This window comes from Bacillus sp. SD088, assembly GCF_017355205.1.
Taxonomy (GTDB): domain Bacteria; phylum Bacillota; class Bacilli; order Bacillales; family Bacillaceae_C; genus Lederbergia.
On record NZ_JADIJK010000012.1, the window covers coordinates 121,374 to 141,232 of the forward strand.

General features: G+C 38.8%; 13 protein-coding genes. 10 read left to right on the plus strand and 3 right to left on the minus strand.

Annotated elements, in window-relative coordinates; genetic code table 11:
• Positions 1-168: 168 nt before the first annotated feature.
• The gene (locus tag IPU53_RS12325) at positions 169-1,905 is read right to left on the minus strand and encodes an ABC transporter ATP-binding protein (protein WP_207451088.1); all 1,737 of its coding nucleotides are present in this window, start codon (positions 1,903-1,905) and stop codon (positions 169-171) included.
• Positions 1,906-2,086: 181 nt separating this feature from the next.
• Between IPU53_RS12325 and IPU53_RS12330 the strand changes: the two genes are divergently transcribed.
• From IPU53_RS12330 to IPU53_RS12375, 10 genes are all read left to right on the plus strand, one after another.
• Positions 2,087-3,487 (plus strand): ABC transporter permease, encoded by a 1,401-nt coding sequence (locus IPU53_RS12330; RefSeq protein ID WP_207451160.1) that lies wholly within the window; start codon positions 2,087-2,089, stop codon positions 3,485-3,487.
• 16 nt (positions 3,488-3,503) lie between these two features.
• Positions 3,504-5,015, plus strand: a complete 1,512-nt coding sequence (locus tag IPU53_RS12335) for an ABC transporter permease (protein WP_207451090.1) — start codon at positions 3,504-3,506, stop codon at positions 5,013-5,015.
• 21 nt (positions 5,016-5,036) lie between these two features.
• Positions 5,037-6,845 (plus strand): ABC transporter substrate-binding protein, encoded by a 1,809-nt coding sequence (locus IPU53_RS12340; protein ID WP_207451092.1) that lies wholly within the window; start codon positions 5,037-5,039, stop codon positions 6,843-6,845.
• 377 nt (positions 6,846-7,222) lie between these two features.
• The gene (locus IPU53_RS12345) at positions 7,223-9,289 is read left to right on the plus strand and encodes a bifunctional aldolase/short-chain dehydrogenase (protein WP_207451094.1); all 2,067 of its coding nucleotides are present in this window, start codon (positions 7,223-7,225) and stop codon (positions 9,287-9,289) included.
• Positions 9,290-9,454: 165 nt separating this feature from the next.
• On the plus strand, positions 9,455-10,882 hold the full coding sequence (rhaB, locus tag IPU53_RS12350) for a rhamnulokinase (RefSeq protein ID WP_207451096.1): 1,428 nt from the start codon (positions 9,455-9,457) through the stop codon (positions 10,880-10,882).
• Positions 10,872-12,125, plus strand: coding sequence for an L-rhamnose isomerase (gene rhaA, locus IPU53_RS12355; RefSeq protein ID WP_207451098.1), 1,254 nt, complete (start codon positions 10,872-10,874; stop codon positions 12,123-12,125). The genes rhaB and rhaA overlap by 11 nt, the downstream gene beginning before the upstream one ends.
• A 344-nt stretch (positions 12,126-12,469) precedes the next feature.
• On the plus strand, positions 12,470-13,240 hold the full coding sequence (locus IPU53_RS12360) for a DeoR/GlpR family DNA-binding transcription regulator (RefSeq protein ID WP_207451100.1): 771 nt from the start codon (positions 12,470-12,472) through the stop codon (positions 13,238-13,240).
• A 114-nt stretch (positions 13,241-13,354) separates the two neighbouring features.
• Positions 13,355-14,173 carry a histidinol-phosphatase gene (locus tag IPU53_RS12365; RefSeq protein WP_207451102.1) on the plus strand — a complete coding sequence of 273 codons (819 nt, stop codon included), beginning with the start codon at positions 13,355-13,357 and terminating at the stop codon, positions 14,171-14,173.
• A gap of 327 nt (positions 14,174-14,500) precedes the next feature.
• A complete protein-coding gene (locus IPU53_RS12370; RefSeq protein WP_207451104.1) occupies positions 14,501-15,445 on the plus strand; it encodes an alpha/beta hydrolase in 945 nt (314 codons plus the stop codon).
• A 110-nt stretch (positions 15,446-15,555) separates the two neighbouring features.
• Positions 15,556-17,076: an ATP-binding protein gene (locus tag IPU53_RS12375; protein WP_207451107.1), complete on the plus strand. Its 1,521-nt coding sequence runs from the start codon at positions 15,556-15,558 to the stop codon at positions 17,074-17,076.
• 245 nt (positions 17,077-17,321) lie between these two features.
• On the opposite strand, the gene IPU53_RS12380 is transcribed toward IPU53_RS12375, so the two are convergent.
• Entirely contained in the window at positions 17,322-17,498 is a 177-nt protein-coding gene (locus IPU53_RS12380) for a hypothetical protein (protein ID WP_207451109.1), read from the minus strand.
• 17 nt (positions 17,499-17,515) lie between these two features.
• On the minus strand, positions 17,516-19,474 hold the full coding sequence (locus IPU53_RS12385) for an aconitate hydratase (protein ID WP_207451111.1): 1,959 nt from the start codon (positions 19,472-19,474) through the stop codon (positions 17,516-17,518).
• Positions 19,475-19,859 lie beyond the last annotated feature (385 nt).

The window sequence follows — 19,859 nt, forward strand, 5'->3', positions numbered from 1 at the left end:
TTTCTCGGGAAATATGTCGATATAGTTAATAAATTCTTTCATAAAAAAACAAAAGATAAAAAAGTCGAATCATTGTGCTAGAAAGATGATACTTCGATTTTCCTTATAATATAAGGGTATAAAATATAGCCATACTGATATAAGTTGACTAGGGCGCTTGTGTTTTTCTCACTTTGACATTGCGACCCAATGCCCTTTTGCTACTTCTACTAATTCAGAATTCCTTAGATTGTATTTATCCACTACGTTCTGTTCAGTCATAAGGGTTCTTTTCTTTTTGACTTCAACCTTTGGATCTGGAATGGGAATGGCTGAAAGAAGCGACTTTGTATATTCATGCTGCGGATTGCTATACAATTCCTCACTTTCAGCTAATTCAACGATTCTACCTGCATTCATAACTGCTACGCGATCACTAATATGCTTGACCATCGATAAATCATGAGCAATAAATAAATAGGTTAAACCTAGTCGGTGCTGTAAATCTTCTAATAGATCCACAACTTGAGATTGGATCGATACATCTAAAGCAGACAAAGGTTCATCACAGACAATAAATCTTGGGTCAACAGCCAATGCACGAGCAATCCCGATTCTTTGCCGTTGCCCACCAGAAAATTCATGTGGATATCGCTGAGCATGGGAAGATTCAAGCCCGACCATGTCAAGTAATTCTTCCACTTTCCGTTTTCTTTCAGTTTTGCTGTTCGTAATCTGGTGAATATCCATGGCTTCCCCAATGATATCTAATACTTTGAAACGCGGATTTAACGATGAATAAGGATCTTGAAAAATCATCTGCATATGCCGACGCATCATTTTCATTTCTTGCTTGGAAAAACGATTGATAGCCATTCCCTGATATAAGACATCTCCATCTGTCGGTTCATACAGACGTAAGATCGTTCTTCCTGTTGTCGATTTTCCCGAACCTGATTCTCCCACTAATCCTAATGTTTCTCCTGGATGGATTTGAAAGCTAATATCATCGACTGCTTTAAGCGTATTTCCCTTGCCGATGTCAAAATATTGTTTAAGTGAGCGGACATCAAGTAAAGGTATAGATGAGTCTTTACTAGGTATGACAAGTGGTGTTCGCTTTGGTTTCTTTTTCTCATCTAATCGAGGTAGGGCATTTAAAAGCTTTTGTGTATAAGGGTGTTTAGGTGCAGCAAAGATTTCTTCTGTTGTCCCTGTTTCCACCACTTCACCTTTCTTCATAACGACAACACGATCACACATTCCAGCAACAACGCCAAGATCGTGAGTAATTAGGATAATTGAAGTGCCAAGTCGTTTTTGGATATCTTTCATAAGGTTAAGAATTTGCGCTTGAATGGTGACATCTAAAGCGGTTGTCGGTTCATCCGCAATTAATAAGGTAGGGCGGCAAGCAAGGGCAATCGCAATCATCACTCTTTGTCTCATCCCTCCGGAAAATTCATGCGGATATTGTTGATAACGCATTTCACTATTTGGAATGCCAACCAATTTCAACATTTCAATCGCTTCAGCTTTCGCTTGTTTCTTTAAGAGCTTCTGATGCTTGATTAAGCTTTCCGAAATCTGCTTGCCAATTCGGATCGTCGGATTAAGGGATGTCATGGGATCTTGAAAGATCATCCCGATATCACGACCACGGATATGTTCCATTTCTTTTTCTGTTTTATTGGCTAAATTTTCTCCAAGAAAAAAGACTTCACCTTTTTTTATATGAGATGGGGGAGAGGGTAATAAGCGCATAATTGTACGGGCTGTGACACTTTTCCCACTACCTGATTCCCCAACAATTCCGACTGTTTCCCCTTTATGCACATCAAAATTAACTCCACGAACGGCCTCAAATTCTTCTTCCCGTGAATAAAAAGAGATGTGGAGATCATTTACTTTAAGGATGGGTTTCAAATTTTCTCACCTGCCGATATATTTTGACATTTATTGACTTCATGATAAAATTTATCTAATTACTTTACAAGTCTATTGTCGAAAAGTATACTACACCTATCGGAATTGTCAATCTGAAGGAAGGAGGACATATTCTTTGAGTGGAGCGGACAAACATTCAAATCAACATTCACTTTTAAGTATGGTCAGTTATACATACGGCAAAATGCTGACTAGACCAGCTTATAAATTTTGGATTATATTACTAGGACTTCTTGTGCATATCCTGGTTTTTTTTATCTATTTATATAAACGGAAGCAAGATCCTTCATTACTGATAGTGAAAGAAACACAAGATAAATTGGAAGTAGCTGGTTACAAAGCGGAATTATTCGAAGAATTTAAAAATGAATATAAAAGAAAGCAGGCATTCTTTTTAAAAAAATTGAATCAAAAAGAAATGGAACAACATGCAAAAAAGTGGACTGACCAGCAATTTCAAAAGATCCTATTGGAGAAAACAATTAAGCAGTTAGAGAAGGAAGGTATAAAGAGCGTTACATTTAAGGGTACCTTTCAATCTCTTTTAAAACATCCGCTTTTTCTTCTATTAACATGTATTCCTGGAATTTTCATGTACCTTTTAATTTTCATTTACAGTAATTCCTATGTAAAATATATTTTTGAAAGATTAGTCATGAGTTTATTCGTTATCATTGGTGTAGCGGTCTTTGTATTCACAATTCTATATATATCACCGTTCAATCCTGCCGCAAATATTTTGGGCGAAACGGCTACGAAAGAACAACTTGCCAATTTTAATCGTTTATATGGATTAGATCAGCCGTATCTTGTTCAGCTGTGGGAGGCTGTAAAAGGGATTCTCACTTTTGATTTAGGAAATTCATTTACGGGGAATGAAGATGTTGCGGCCAGTATTGCAAAAAAATTTCCAGTTACTTTTTCACTTACCATAGTTTCGTTAATCATGGCTATTGTGATTGCCATTCCGGTAGGGATTATTTCGGCAACAAAACGAAATTCTTTCCTTGATTATTCATTTATGTTCATTGCCTTAATCGGTCTTTCCATTCCTAACTTTTGGCAAGGGCTCATCTTTATTTTGTATTTTTCCATTAAAGGACATTGGTTGCCGGCCACCTATACTCCAGGTGACATATTATCGATGATTATGCCTGTGATTGTTCTGGGAACAGCCTTAACAGCATCTGTTGCAAGAATGACACGCTCTTCTATGCTTGAAGTTGTGAATGAAGATTATATTATCACCGCCCGATCGAAAGGTTTAAGTTATAATCGTGTTTTATGGAAACATGCGATTGGAAATGCGATTATACCGGTAATTACAGTGATTGGTTTACTTTTTGGTGGAATGCTAGGGGGAGCGGCTGTCACAGAGAAAGTGTTTAATATTAGTGGGATTGGTAGTTATATCGTTGATAAACAATTTATCCCCGATATCCCTAGTGTAATGGGTGGCGTTGTGTATGTCGCCATTACGATTTCATTAGTGAATTTAATTATTGATGTGTCTTATGCATTTTTTGATCCACGAATTCGTTCAAAGATGAGAAAGTACTAAAGCAGGTGTTGAGAGGATGGAAACAAATAATACGGATGTCGCAGGCTTTCAAATCAAGCATGCATTAAAATTATCATCTGAATATACACAAGCCAGTTTTACTTGGATTTTATCAGCTATATTAACCTTAATTTTCTTATTTAATAGTCTTGACTTTTCCAATGGTACGTTAAAGTCGACTGTTTTCACTGTATTCGCTGCTTATGCGGTGTTCACGCTCATCCAAGTGGCCGTGACACTTAAAATCAAAGCGGATCTTAAAAGAACAGGAGAAATTCGTTCAGCTACAAGAAAATGGGGCTATCTTTTATTATTGGCGATTGTAACTGGGAATGTATTTATTGTCGCATTTGCTTTTCAACTCATAAAAAGAATCAAAACAACTGAATATATTTTTGGTGCTTATATGTTTTTAACGCAAATTTTCATTATTGCCGTATCTGCATTAAATATATTTAAACCATATGTGGCAGATTCCTTCCCAATCGCGATGTTAGTTTTGATCGGAATCGCTGTCTTCGATTTGGTTGTATTACTTTTAGTTGGGAGACAATCACAAAATGAGCAAACCCCGTCATGGATGAAGTATATAGCGATTTTATTACTTATTTCCAGTGTGACAGGAAACTTATTCGCCTTCGTCTTAGCGATTAATATCTTTGTAAAATTAAGAAATGATATCTCTAGCATTGAGAAATGGAACAGTATGTGGGGAAAAATTGTTCGTAATAATACTGCAATGCTCGGCTTCTTCTTTATCGTTTTTGTTTTTACGATTTCCGTTTGCAGTCCCTTTACGTTTGATTATGAAATGGCTGTTGAAAATAATTATGAATCGATTTTGCAAACACCTAGTTGGGCATATCCATTAGGAACAGATAATTTTGGCCGGGATTTATTTTCTAGAATTGTTTTTGGTGCTAGGATATCCCTTGTTGTTGGTTTGGCTTCGACTCTTATTCCTGCACTCATTGGTGGTGTACTTGGGGCAGTTTCGGGATATTACGGGGCACGGACAGATAATATTATTATGAGGTTATTAGATATCTTGTATGCTGTTCCGGGAATATTGCTAGCGATCGCGATTATTGCAGCTTTCGGTGCTAATACAGTGAATTTGATCATTGCACTAAGTGTTGGGTCGATTCCTACTTATGCAAGAACAATGCGTGCTAATGTTTTAATGGTGGCAAACTTTGAATATGTCGATTCAGCCCGCGCATTAGGGGCAAGTGATTATTCAATTATTTTTAAGCATATTGTCCCAAATTCTTTGGCCCCAATGATTGTAAAGGCAACCCTAACAATTGGCGGCGCTGTGATTGCTACAAGCAGCCTAAGTTTCCTTGGTCTTGGCGTAGAACCGCATATTCCCGAATGGGGAAATATTTTAAAATTGGGCAGTACGTATTTAGAAACAAATTCATATTTGGCTATTTACCCTGGACTCGCGATCATCCTACTCGTATTATCTTTTAACTTTTTAGGGGATGCCTTAAGAGATGCCTTGGATCCGAAACTAGATTAATTTTACAAGGAGGAAAAGAAAATGAAAAGGAGCTTTCTCATAGTATTGCTTACTTTTATACTTGTAGCAGCAGGATGTGTCAATACAAAATCAGAAAACGAAAAAAAGTCAGGCGCTAAATCAAGCGGAGATCAATCAGATGTTGAAATTGAAATTCTTGGAACGAGTAGTGGGGAAGATGATATGAATATTGTCCGTGACCAACTTGTTAAAAATGGTTTTAAAGTGAAGCTTAATATCCAACCAGACTATGGCAGTTTCAAGGCACAAGAAGATGCAGGGAATTATGATGTGTCTTTATCAAGCTGGACAACCGTCACGGGGAACCCAGATTATGCTGTTCGTTCTCTTTTTATATCGGGTGGAGACTACAGTAAACTCGATGACAAAGAAATCGATCAATTGATTGATCAAGCGGCAGAAGAAACACCGGAAGAGTATCAGGAAACGTATAAAAAGCTTGAAGATCGCCTAGTATTTGATAAAGCTTATATCGCACCACTATATCGCTCATATAAAACGCAAGCTGTGAACAAAGATATTTTGAATCCTGATACGGTTCGCCTTTCGAAATCACGCTCTCTTGCATGGGAAGATATTGATTTTAACGACAGTTCTAAACGAGATAGTGATCCATTAATTCTATCGCAAGTAGAGTCAACATTAACGTCCCTTGATCCTATTAAAGGAAACGACGGTTCCATTAATATGTTAAATACCAATATGTACGTTAGAATTGTTAATCTAACGGATGATGACCAAGTTACTTCAGATGGTTCATTGTCTTATAATAACAGTATTGCCGATGGTAATTCCGAATACTATTTCATTCTCCGTGATGATATTAATTTTGCTGAAATTACGGACAAAAACCCGGAAGATACAGGTGTACGTGTTGGAGCAGAAGATGTCGTCTTCTCCTTGGATCGTGCTAAGGATAAAAATTCAGTTCCAGATCACAGAACCTATAGTTTGCATGAGCATATTAAAGATGTAGAGATTGTGACAGATCTTTCAGAACTAGAAGATACAAAACAGGCAAATAGTGATGCAACGATTCGAGAGGCTCTAGAAGATGGCCTAGATAGCAAAATTTCCGAGCTTGTCGCAGATAAAACAGAAGTAAATAATCAAAATGGAAAATACCAAGTTGTAAAAGTTACTACAACGGAGCCATTTCCACAAGTGCTAAATTATTTAGCACACCAATCAGCGGGAATTGTTTCGAAGGAACAAGTGGAAAGCATTAATACGTATGATGTTGGATCTTATGATCCTAATAAAGATGTCGCATACGGGGATCAAAGTACTGTCACGAAAGGTGACAATTACGACAATCACTTATATGCAAGTGGTCCATACATTCTTTCGTATAAGGATGATTATCAAGCTGTATTTTATAAGAATCCGGGCTATATGAAAGGTACAGACAACGAGCCACATATTAATGAGGTTGATGTACGCTTTATCAAAGATTCCGATAGTACATTGTCTGCTTTACGTAACGGAGAAATTTATGTGTATTATGGAGTACCTGAAACAAAGTATGATGTGGTCGAGAATGATGGTAATTTACGTCTGCAAACAATTGAAAGTAATGCTGCGACATACCTACTTTTTAACACCGAAAACCGTGAAGTTGCAAAAAGCGAAGATTTAAGAAAAGCCGTTTTGTATTCTATTAATCAGGATGAAATCATTGATTTCTACCAAGGAAATAAAGTTAAAGCAGTCTCCACTGTTAGTCCGCTTGTTGACACAGGCAATGAATTAAAAGCAGACAGTGAAAAGGCAAAGGAATTTTTACAGAAATATCAAGAAGGTAAGTAAAGTAAAGAAGCAAAAAGCGCACTGGACAGAACCACAATTCCAGTGTGCTTTTTCGTTCAAACGTCTAATTTATCCGACATGTCCAAACAACCCCATTTTGATCTTAAAGATGCCCATAACCAAGCAAGGGTCCCTCATTTGTATAGTAGAAAACTCATAATTAGATCAAAGTTCCCCATAATCATATTAAAAAACCCCATTTCTCTACAAAATACCTAATTTTCTTTTCCTTGGCTATTATCGAATGTCTTATTTTGTTGGTTTTATTTCATTAAACAAAAACAAATAAAGGTATATACAAACAAAACAAAAATAATTATAATAGTAACAGAAGTATATAAAGTAATTTGAAAAATGGATATTTTAGGAGGGATTAAATGGTTGAGAGTCTTTGGAATGAAATAAAGGCTAATTCACTCAATAGTGATGTGGAAAAATTAGTCTATCGTTCAAATTTGTTAGGGAAGGATCGCTCTGTCTGCAATTGGGGGGGCGGAAACACCTCCATGAAAACCATCGAAAAAGATTTTGCAGGTCGAGAGATAGATGTCCTTTGGGTGAAGGGGAGTGGCTCTGATCTTGCTACTATGAGAAAGGAAAATTTCACTGGTTTGCGTTTGGAGGATATTCGTCCATTAATGGAAAGAGAGGAAATGTCGGATGAAGAAATGGTTGAATACTTATCCCGTTGTATGATTGATTCCAAGCATCCCCGTGCTTCTATCGAAACCTTGCTGCATGCCTTTTTGCCATTTCAACATGTCGATCATACACATCCTGATGCGATCATTAGTATTTGTTGTGCTGATAATGGACGAGAAAAAGCAGAAGAAATCTTTGGTGATCGATTTGTATGGGTCCCGTATATACGGCCAGGCTTTACTTTATCGAAAATGATTGCAGAAGGAGTTCAAAATAATCCGCAAGCTGAGCTTGTGCTGATGGAGAAACATGGTCTTGTTGTGTGGGGGAAAACAGCGGAAGAAAGCTATGATAAAACGATCAGGGTGATTCAAGAGGCGGAAGCATATATTCAATCTCAAAGGAAGGTGCAATCATTTGGTGGTGCAAAATATCAAACGCTTTCTGAAGAAAAGAAAAAAGCTGCGCTCGCAAAAGTATTACCTGCTATTCGCGGCGCTGTAAGCCAAGATAAAAAAATGCTTGTGACTCATAACGGCTCTGACGAAGTAATGGAATTTGTTAACAGCTATGAAGCTCCTGATCTCTCTCAAGTCGGGGCGGCTTGTCCAGATCATTTAGTGCATACGAAAAGAACCCCATTGTTTATTGAATGGGACCCTGCTTCTGAAGACCTAGAGACGTTAGAAATAAAAATAAAAGCTGGAATACAGAGTTTTGAAGAAGAGTATAGAGCTTATTTTAATCGAAACCAAAATGAAGGCGACCAAATGTTTGAACCAGTGCCACGCGTTATTCTCATTCCGGGAATTGGCATGGTCAATACAGGTAAAAGTTTAGCAATGGCAAAGGTAAGTGGAGAGCTTTACCAACGAGCGATTGCGGTGATGAAAGGGAGCACAGCACTTGGAGAGTTTGTTTCTCTAAATGAGAATGAGTCGTATAATATTGAGTATTGGCCACTAGAATTATATAAGCTATCCTTAGCACCACCAGAAGCTGAGTTTTCTAGAAAAGTAGCTTTTGTGACTGGAGGAGCTGGCGGGATTGGCGGTGCTGTATGTCGACGTTTTATGGAAGAAGGAGCTCATGTGGTGATTGCGGACCTGAATGTAGAAGGAGCGGAAGCACTGGCAAAAGAGCTAAGTGAACAGTATGGGGAAGGAAGAGCCATCGCTATTAAGATGGATGTGACAAGTGAAGAACAAGTACAGGCAGCCTTTGAACAAGTTGCTCTTCAATATGGAGGAGTCGACATAATCGTCAATAATGCGGGATTGGCAACCTCAAGCCCATTGGATGAAACCAGTTTGAAGGAATGGAATTTAAATATGGATGTATTAGCAACAGGCTATTTCCTTGTTGCTAGAGAAGCGTTTAAACAAATGAAGGTCCAAGATATGGGGGGAAGCATGGTCTTCATCGGTTCTAAGAACTCCGTCTATGCAGGGAAAAATGTTACTGCCTATAGTTCTGCTAAAGCACTTGAAGCCCATCTTGCAAGATGTATTGCTACAGAAGGAGGAGAATTTGGCATTCGGGTGAATACTGTACTTCCAGATGCTGTTCTTCAAGGATCAGCCATTTGGGATTCAAAATGGCGTGAGGAGAGGGCATCGTCCTACGGAATAGCACCAGATCAATTAGAAGAACATTACAGAAAGCGAACAACGCTTGCTGTGAATATATTCCCTGCAGATATTGCAGAAGCTGTCGCCTTTTTTGCTTCTTCAAAGGCGGAAAAGACAACAGGTTGTATGCTTACAGTAGATGGTGGAGTTCCAGCTGCTTTTACGAGATAATGAGAATATGAGATGAGGAATGTAATAATAGAGAATGAGGCGCGGATGGGAGATTCGCCTCTATGAATTTAATGAAAACGCTTATCCTATATAAAACATACCAGAGGTAGATCCAACATGAACGAGCTGAACGCAAAGATTTAAAAAAATATAAAGGAGCTGAGGATGATCGATTGTTTATCCGTTGATATAGGGGCTTCTGGTGGTAGAGTAATGTTGGGGAGTTTGCGGAATAGCCAAATAACCTTGGAAGAGATTCATCGTTTTGATAATGGTATGGTCGAAAAATCCGGGCATTTTTGCTGGGAACTAAACCGCCTATTTGAGGAAATAAAAATCGGCATAAAAAAATGCCGAGATCTGGCAACACAACCTGTCAGTATTGGGATTGACACATGGGCTGTTGACTTTGTGCTCTTAGATGAACACGATCAATTATTAACAGAAGCGATTGCTTATCGAGACCCACGAACGAATGGAATTATGGAAGAAGTAGACAAAATCATTTCAAAAGAAAAGCTATATGCAAAGACGGGTATTCAATTTTTGACATTTAATACGATTTATCAATTATATAGCTTGAAGAAGAGCCATCCTGAAGTTTTACAAAAGGCAAAGACCTTTCTATTGATTCCAGACTATCTTCATTTTTTGTTAACAGGAAAAAAAACGAATGAATATACCAATGCCACGACGACCCAATTAGTCAATGCAACTACAAAAGAGTGGGATCAAGACATTATTAAAAAGTTAGGTTTTCCTATGGACATGTTTCAGGAAATACAAAAACCGAAAACGAACTTAGGTGGTTTGAGAAAAGAGCTTGTTGAGGAATTTGGTTTTGATATGGATGTGATCTTACCAGCAACTCATGACACAGGTTCAGCCGTTATCGCTGTTCCTGAAACAGAACCGACGATCTATTTAAGCTCTGGAACTTGGTCCTTAATGGGTGTTGAAAATCGCTTTCCAATCTGCGATTCGAAAGCGCTGTCATATAATTTTACAAATGAAGGGGGAATCGATGACCGCTTCCGTGTATTAAAAAACATTATGGGATTGTGGATGTTGCAGGAAGTGAAAAGGAATTTTGCAGACCAGTATACCTTTGCAGAATTAGCAGATTTGGCCAAATTAGCCAAAATATCCGCTATCGTCGATGTGGAAGATGACCGTTTTTTAAAACCTGATCATATGATTGAGGAAATACAAGCCTATTGTCTGGAAACAAAACAAACAATCCCAGAAACGCCAGGTGAAATTGCCAAATGCATCTTGATTAGTTTAGCGAAACGCTATAAACAGGTTGTCTTGGAGCTGGAAGAGTTATTTGGAAAGACGTATCGGAAAATTAATATTATTGGCGGTGGGGCTCAAAATGCCTATCTAAATCAGCTTGTAGCGGATGGGACCAAAAAGGAAGTGCATGTGGGACCTGTTGAAGCAACGACGATTGGGAATCTTGTTGCCCAGTATATTGCTTTAGGTGGAATAGAGGATATTGAACAAGCGCGAGCATTTATTAAAGGTTCTTTCGTCATAGATAAATATAGCCCTAAATCAAATGAGGAGGTTGAAAGTTATGAGTGTTAATGAAACATTTGCATTTGCTAAAAAGGAATATGAGCGTCTAGGAATTGATGTTGATAAGGCGATGGAAAAACTAAAGGATGTCTCCATTTCAGTTCATTGTTGGCAAGGAGATGATATAGGTGGGTTTGAAGTAAATAAGAGTGATTTATCTGGTGGAATAGAGGTGACTGGAAATTATCCTGGTAAAGCGAGAACTCCAGAAGAACTCCGAGCAGATTTAGAGAAGGCACTCTCGTTTATTCCAGGAAAGCATCGGGTGAACCTTCATGCGATTTATGCTGAGACAGATGGGGAAGTGGTGGAACGTGATCAGCTTAAGCCTAAGCATTTCGAAAAGTGGGTACGATGGGCGAAAAAACATAATCTTGGTCTCGATTTTAACCCAACTTTATTTTCCCATGAAAAAGCAGAGGATGGCTTAACATTATCTCATCCAAATGCTGAGATACGCCAATTTTGGATTGATCATTGTAAAGCTTGCCGGAAAATTGGCGAGTACTTTGGGAGAGAATTAGGAACTCCTTGTTTAACGAATATTTGGATACCAGATGGTTATAAGGACACACCTAGCGATCGACTTACACCAAGGAAGCGTTTAAAGGAAGCATTGGATGAAATTTTTGCTGAAGAAATTGACGAAGCCTATCATCTGGATGCAGTAGAAAGTAAATTATTTGGAATCGGCTCAGAAGCCTATGTTGTTGGCTCTCATGAATTTTATTTAAGTTATGCCTTGAAAAATAATAAACTTTGTCTACTAGATACAGGACATTATCATCCTACTGAGATGGTTTCCAATAAAATTTCTGCCTTGCTCTTGTATAGCGATCGTTTAGCTTTACATGTGTCCCGTCCGGTGCGTTGGGATAGTGATCATGTAGTTACGTTTGATGATGAATTAAAAGAAATTGCCTTGGAAATTGTTCGTAATGATGCACTAGATCAGGTAATGATTGGGCTTGATTTCTTTGATGCGAGTATTAATCGAGTAGCTGCCTGGACAATCGGTACACGGAACATGCTGAAGGCCCTTCTTTATGCTCTGTTGACACCGAATGAACATTTACGTGAATTACAGGAAAAAGGGGATTATACGAAAAGACTAGCGCTATTGGAAGAACTAAAAACATATCCATTTGGTGCCATCTGGGATTATTATTGTGATCAAATGAATGTGCCAATCAAAGAAGAATGGCTAAGTGAAGTAGATGAATATGAAGCACAAGTGTTGCTGAAACGGTAATTCTTATGCTATTCAGTATCTTTTAATAAAGTGAAACAATATCAGTGCGGGGCTGAGACATAATTAAACATTAAGCTCCAAGAACGACTGGTGCATTACCTTAGCGGAGGAAATATACGTAGACTCCTGTGGGAAGTGAGAGTTCGGCAAGGCCCCGGAAGGCAAAGCCTGAGGAGGCTTGCCACTCGCCCACGGAGGGGGGGATAATTGGACGCTAACACCCCGATAAGTCTCGCTTACCACCATTGGTGGATGAAGGGGAATCCCGCTGATGGCAGTTTCGCTTTATCGTTCTCGATTTATTTAGTAGAATAAGACGGATTGTATTATTTCGAGGTGAGTACATGCTTGTAGCAGAAAGACATGAAAAAATCGTAGAAACTGTTAATAGAAATGGAAGTATTCGTGTTTCTGAATTAAGTCAAATATTCAAAGTAACAGAGGAAACGATTAGAAGAGATTTAGAAAAGCTTGAAAAAGAAGGGGAACTACGGCGAAGCCATGGAGGCGCCGTGAGTATGAAGAAGGATAAGGGCGTGGAAATTCCCTATTTTGAACGTGAGATTCAAAACACTGAGGAAAAAAATTTGGTTGCAGATATTGCGATTCAATATGTGAAAGAAAATGATCGAATTATTTTGGATGCAAGCACAACAGCCTGGTATATGGCGAAAAGATTACCAGATATGCCGTTAACCGTATTGACGAACTCGATAAAAGTAGCGATGGAATTAGGCAGAAGAGAGAAAATCACGGTCATCGGAACGGGAGGGCGACTCCTGTCTAAATCCCTTTCTTTTGTAGGTCCTTTAGCGATGGAGGCGATTGAGTCTTACCGGGTAGATAAGGCTTTTATCTCATGTAAAGGAATTCATAAGAAGCGTGGTATTAGTGATACGAATGAATGGCAAGCTCAAGTGAAAAAGAAAATGATCGAAGTAGCGGAAAAGGTATATGTCCTAGCCGATTACAGCAAGTTCAATGTCCAAGCCTTTTCAAAAATTGCCCAACTGAAGGATATTCATACGATTATTACGGATGAGGAAACGAAAAAAAATGATATTCAAGAATACCGGGAGGAGGGAATAGAAGTCATTTCTGGAAATCCTATGTAAGGTTTTTTAGAGGATATTCAAAAAAGACCTGTCGAAACTTTTTGCAATGAGCAGGTTTTCATGCTTTTTTGGCGTATTTATATAGTGATAGCCAAAAATAAAAGGATGGATGTTATGAGTTCTAATTTAAAGTTTGACTTTCATACTCACCATGATCGGTGTGGGCATGCAAGAGGTAAAATCAGAGATTATATTGAGGCGGCAAAGGCAAGTGGATTAAATATGATCGGTATATCGGATCACTCTCCTTATTTTGCAAGTGAGAATGATCAGGCACATCCTGGGATTGCGATGGCCAAAAGTGGTTTTGCTAGCTATGTGGAAGAGGTTTTAGCATTAAAAGAAGAATATAAAGAGGAAATTGACGTATTATTAGGTATTGAATCTGATTTTTTTCCCGAACATATTGAATTATATCGAGAACAATATGCACAATATCCGTTTGATTACATTATTGGCTCTGTTCATTATGTTGATGGCATCAATATTTTTAAACGGGATCGCTGGGATGGGTTAACAAAAGAGGAGATTAAACAGACCAAGGATCGTTATTATGATTTAATCGCACAATCTGCAAAAAGTGGATTGTTTCAAATTCTAGGTCATATTGACGCTATGAAGGGTTTTTATCCGGCGTTTTCACAAATCGAGACAGAGGAAACTGATCGTGCGTTAAAAGTTATTGGTGAACACCCTATAGCGATTGAAATCAATACTTCGGGAAAAACGAAAGATTGTGGTGGGTGGTATCCTTCTGACGAACTTCTTGAAAAAGCTCTATATTACGGAGTGAAAGTGACATTTGGATCTGATGCTCATGATCCAGAAAGAGTCGGAGATGATATGGAAGCTGTTCGCCGTCGGTTGAAAGAAATTGGCTTTAGTGAATGGGCTTATTTCAAAGAACAACAAATGATTTTAACCGCATTATGAGGATGTTCAAAAGGATCAAGTGGATGAACAGCTAAGTTCGCGCCGTTCTGATCAACGTCCTGTTGGCCTAAATTCGCGACAACAATCGCCACAAATTTGTGATCTGTTTCCTGCAGGCCTTGTTAAAATGACACTGCGAGATAAAGGATCTTCAACTAAGTACCGAAAGTCCGCCTCGAATTTTCGACGTACAGGATGTACTAGTATCGGCCGTTTGCGATTCACGTCAGCATAGTTGCCGACTTAGTCCTTTTATCCTCCTGTTTGAACACACATTTATAGAATTGGAAATGACAAATGAGCGAGCCAAATTGGGAGGTGAGAAGAATGGAAACTTCCACAAAATGGGTGAGAATGGATGATGGTGTGGAAGTTTTTATGAAGAAGTGGACGTCCCCCACTATAACTCCGAAAGCTGTTCTCCAAATTTCTCATGGTATGGCAGAACATATTGAGCGGTACAACCATTTTGCGCACTACCTGGTTAATAAAGGAATCTTTGTGTATGGAAGTGACCACCGCGGTCACGGGTGTACAGGAAAAAGAATGGGGCATTTAGGGTATTTTGCCGCTCAGGATGGTTTTGAAAGGGCAGTAGAGGACCTACATGTCATCAATCGGGAAATTAGCCAAGACATCCCGGAGCTGCCAATCTATATGTTTGGTCATAGTATGGGGTCTTTTCTAGCTAGACGGTTTATGCAAAAATACCCTCAGGCTGTTAAAGGGGCCATAATTTCTGGTACAGCAGGTGATCCTGGGATCGCTGGGAAGATCGGTAAAAGAATAGCAAAACGAGAAATACATAAAAAAGGAGGGGAATCACCAAGTCCATTTCTAAATTGCCTCACTTTTGGCTCTTATAATAAGAGAATTCCTCAACCAAAAACTGAATTTGATTGGCTAACTCGTGATGCTCGTAAGGTAAAGGAATATATAGAGGATCCGCTTTGTGGGTTTATTTGTTCGAGCGGCTTTTTTTATGATTTATTTACCGGTTTAGAAATAATTCACGATGATCAGCAAGTTCGTAAAGTCCCTGCCGAATTTCCCATCCTTATCATCAGCGGGGAAAAAGATCCCGTTGGTGGCAAAGCTTTAAAAGGTGTGCATCGGGCAGTCAAACAATGGGAGAAAAATGGGTTGAATAATATTAAGACCATTTTCTTTAAGCAATGTAGACACGAACTTTTAAATGAGACGAATCAATTAGAGGTTTATCAATTGGTATATCACTGGTTAAATCAGCAAACGTATAGAAAAAATCCATAACATTTAAATTTAGATTAAGAAAATATTACGTTTCTTGTTCAAATTTGATAAACTATACATATTAAAATGAAACGGCTTTCAATGGGAGTGTCGAAAGTGGGGATGGGAGTTTGGAGTACTTAATTTTACAAAAATCTGGACATTTGAAACAATCCGTAAATTTTTCTGAGGAAAGCTTAGAATTTTTGGATAGACGTTCTGCTATTTCATGGCGTCATACCTTTTTTGATCATTATGAAGAAGCTTCTGTCATTCTTGATTTTAATGGTCGTGTCCAATTGCTTAACCCAGCGTTTGAAAAAATGTTTGAGTGTACACAACAAGAATTATTAGGGAAACCGCTTATATTTCCATTTAAAAATTTGCAACAAGAGTTCTATAAAATCATTCAATGTGTGTTAAAAGGGGAAAAAATTATCTATCAACAGCTTTTGCGTAAAAGGAAAAATGGGGATCAAATGTTTCCGGCAAAATTAACGATTTCCCCTGTATATTCTTCTGATGAAGAAGTGAAGGGAATTTTGGTGATTATTAAGGATCAAACGGAAATTGACGAATATAAAACATTAGTTGAATTGCAAAATGAAACATTGGAAACAGAAGAAACGATGCTTCTTGATATTACAAAACATATTGATGAATTAATCATTCTATTTGATTTAGAAAAGAATAAGGTCATTTATACGAGTCCTGCTTTTGAAAGAAAATTTGGGGCGGATCTTATTACCTTATGCCATCACCCTACGTTACTGCATGAGCGATTTGAAATTGATAAATTGGAACAATTATCCCATTTTTTCACATGTACTAATCGCGGTCACAGAACGATGGAACTTAGAATAATGGATCGTACAACAAGTAAAATTAGCTGGTTTTTATTTGAGATTACACCGATACTAGAAATGGATGGTACTGTTAAAAGGCATATTAGTATATTACGGGATATTACAGAGTTAAAAGAAAAGAACAATCAAATTAAACAACTGGATCAATTAGGCGCGATTGGTCAAATGGCGGCTGGGATTGCCCATGAAATTAAAAATCCGCTCACGACAATTAAAGGATTTGTGCAATTGTTATCGGAAAAGACAAAAGGTGAGTACAGTGATATTATTTTGTCTGAACTAGAACGAATTGAATTTATCATGAGTGAAATTTTGTTGTTGGCGAAGCCGCAAACAAACATAAGTTTTAAAAAAGAAAATTTAAACCACATCATTCAAGAGGTTATTTCCTTTATGAAGCCGGAGGCCACGATTCATGATGTTGTTTTAAAAAGGAATTTAGCTCCTATACCTGCGGTTTCCTGTGAAGCAAAGCAAATTAAACAAGTTCTTATAAATATTATTAAAAATGCGATCGAGGCAATGCCAGATGGGGGCAATATTCGGATTAAAACATATTATTCCGATGGATTTATTCGGATGGATATTTTAGATTCAGGAAAAGGTGTTTCTCAAGAGCGGTTAGAAAAATTAAAGGAACCTTTTTATACAGATAAAGAAAAAGGAACCGGCTTAGGATTAATGATCTGTTATAAACTTATTGAAGACCATCATGGCACGATTCACTTTACAAGTGAAGAAGGAAAAGGGACTTGTGTGCATATCAAACTTCCAGTTGCGACTTAAGAAAAGCGTTAAGGAAGAAAGGTTAAATTTGCTCCGTCCTGTCGCATCGTCTGCACTATTACATCCTGTACGTCGCAACGCCCTTTGTGACCAAGAGCGTGTTGGCCTGAGGCTTGCCACTCGCCCGCAGAAAGCGAAGTATATTTCCGGAGCGAGTATATACACCATAATAGTTCGTTTTTTTCTTTGGTGAAAATACATACATCCCAACCTTTTTCGCCGTTTATCTCGATAGATTTCTCTTCTTAGTCCAATAATCGATTGTTATCATCGACGGTAATGATTTCAGCTGATTGGCGCGCTTCATTAGCGGGCAAGACCCCTTTGCCGCGACAAACACTGCAATTATACTGCCAGCCTTCATCATCTGCTAACATGCCTGTACCTTCACAGGCTTTACAGGTTAATTCTCGATCTGTCATTAAGGTACCCTCCTCTATCAAGTGAGTGTTTGGTTCTGCTTTTTCTTGATCCAGTTAATAATCCCTCCATGGAGCATGACTTCCATTTGCCGAGGAGAAAGGGAGTGTTGCACAAGGATTTTTTCTTGTCTGTCCTTAATTCCGATTGTAAACTCATTGCCATTTTGCAGTTTTTCATGTAATCCATTCAACTCAAGGATATCTCCCTGTTGGAGCAAATCATAGTCATTGGGTTGTGAAAAAGTTATCGGCAATATGCCAAAGTTTACTAAGTTTTGCCAATGGATACGGGCAAAGTCTTTAACTAAAGCGACGCGCATGCCTAGATAGCGAGGGGCTAGAGCTGCGTGTTCACGACTAGAACCTTGTCCATAATTAAACCCACCTATAACTGCATGCCCGCTTTGGTCTACTAATTCTTTTGCACGTGTGTAATAACTTTGATCAATAATTTCAAAAGTGAATTTACTGATCTCTGGCAGATTGCTTCGATAAGGTAGTACTCTGGCTCCACCGGCAAGAATTTCATCTGTTGAAATATTATCCCCCATTTTTAAAAGAACAGGAAGTTCCATTTGGTCTGGAAGTGTATCCATAGCAGGGATCGATGCGATATTGGGGCCTTTGTGTAATTCCACTTGTTTGGCCTCATCGGGTGGCAAGGGGGGATCCAACAGCGAGACATCAATGGTAGGATTTTTAGGTTCTTTCACTTTAGGAAAAGGGAAGTCCAATGTTCGTGGGTCAGTAATGACCCCTGTTAAGGCAGAGGCAGCAGCTGTCTCAGGACCACATAAAAAAACACTATCCTCTCGCGTTCCGGAGCGGCCTGGGAAATTTCGCGGTGTTGTCCGCAGGCTATTCCTTCCTGTTGCAGGTGCTTGTCCCATCCCGATACAACCATTACATCCTGCCTGATGTAATCTTGCACCTGACTGTAATAGACTAGCGATATGACTTTCTTTTACTAGGTCTGTCAGCATTTGTCTTGAGGTTGGATTAATATCAAATGAAATGCCTTTGGCTACTGGCTTATCTTTTACGATTTCAGCAGCTATCGCGAAATCACGGTAACCCGGGTTTGCGGAAGAGCCAATATAGGATTGATAGATAGGTGTTCCAGCCACATCTGTAACAGATACCACGTTTCCAGGGCTTGACGGTTTTGCGATTAACGGTTCAAGCTCTGACAAATTGATTTCTTCTTGTAAATCATATGTTGCTCCTTCATCTGCTTGTAATTCTATCCAGTCTGTTTCCCTTCCTTGTTCCTGCAAGAAACGTCTTATTTCAGAGTCAGAAGGGAAGACCGTCCCCGTTGCTCCCAATTCTGCTCCCATATTTGCAATTACATGACGATCCATAGCAGATAACGTTTGAACGCCAGGACCGTAATATTCCATGACTTTTCCCACTCCGCCTTTTACATCGTAACGACGAAGTAATTCAAGGATCACATCCTTGGCGCTGACCCAATCAGGAAGTTTCCCGGTTAGTTTTATACCCCACACTTGTGGCATTTTGACATAAAAGGGTTCTCCAGCGATGGCTAAAGCCACATCCATTCCTCCAGCTCCCATTGCTAGCATGCCCATACAGCCATTTGCACACGTATGGCTATCAGATCCCAAAAGTGTTTTTCCGGGTTTAGCTAGTCTTTGCATATGGACGGGATGGCTTACACCATTGCCAGGTCTACTATAATAAATTCCAAAGCGTTTTGTGGCACTTTGTAAAAATAAATGATCATCTGCATTTTTGCTATCTACCTGAATTAAATTGTGATCGACATATTGGGCAGAGGCTTCTGTCTTTGCTCGTTCAATGCCCATTGCCTCTAATTCCAACATTACCATTGTTCCCGTGGCATCTTGGGTTAATGTTTGATCAATTTTCAGCCCAATCTCGCTTCCGGTCGTCATTTCACCTGAAACCAAATGCGATTGAATTAGTTTTTGCGTGATTGTTAGTGCCATGATTTTCTTTCCTCCTGATCCGTTCTTGTTCTAAAGTCTTGGAAGGTTATATTGGTTATTTTGAGGAAATTTGAAATTAATATACATAAAGAAGGGGACGTCCCAGAAGTCGAAAATCGTCAAAAAGGCTCCCTTGCCGCTGATACTATCCCCGCAGGCGTGTAGTCGTTTTTGGCGATTTTCTTAGAGTTCAAGAAAAGCGCAAGGCGCCCGCCTATCGGCTCGAGATCAAATAACCTGAGACAAAGAAAGGCGTTCTTTGCCTTTCTTTGTCTCAGGTTATTTGATCTCGAGCCGATGGCGCCTGGAATTGGATCAAGCACTAACCAAAATTTATACTTTCCTATACTGTGAAAAAGAAGGACTGAGACATAACAAAAGTATT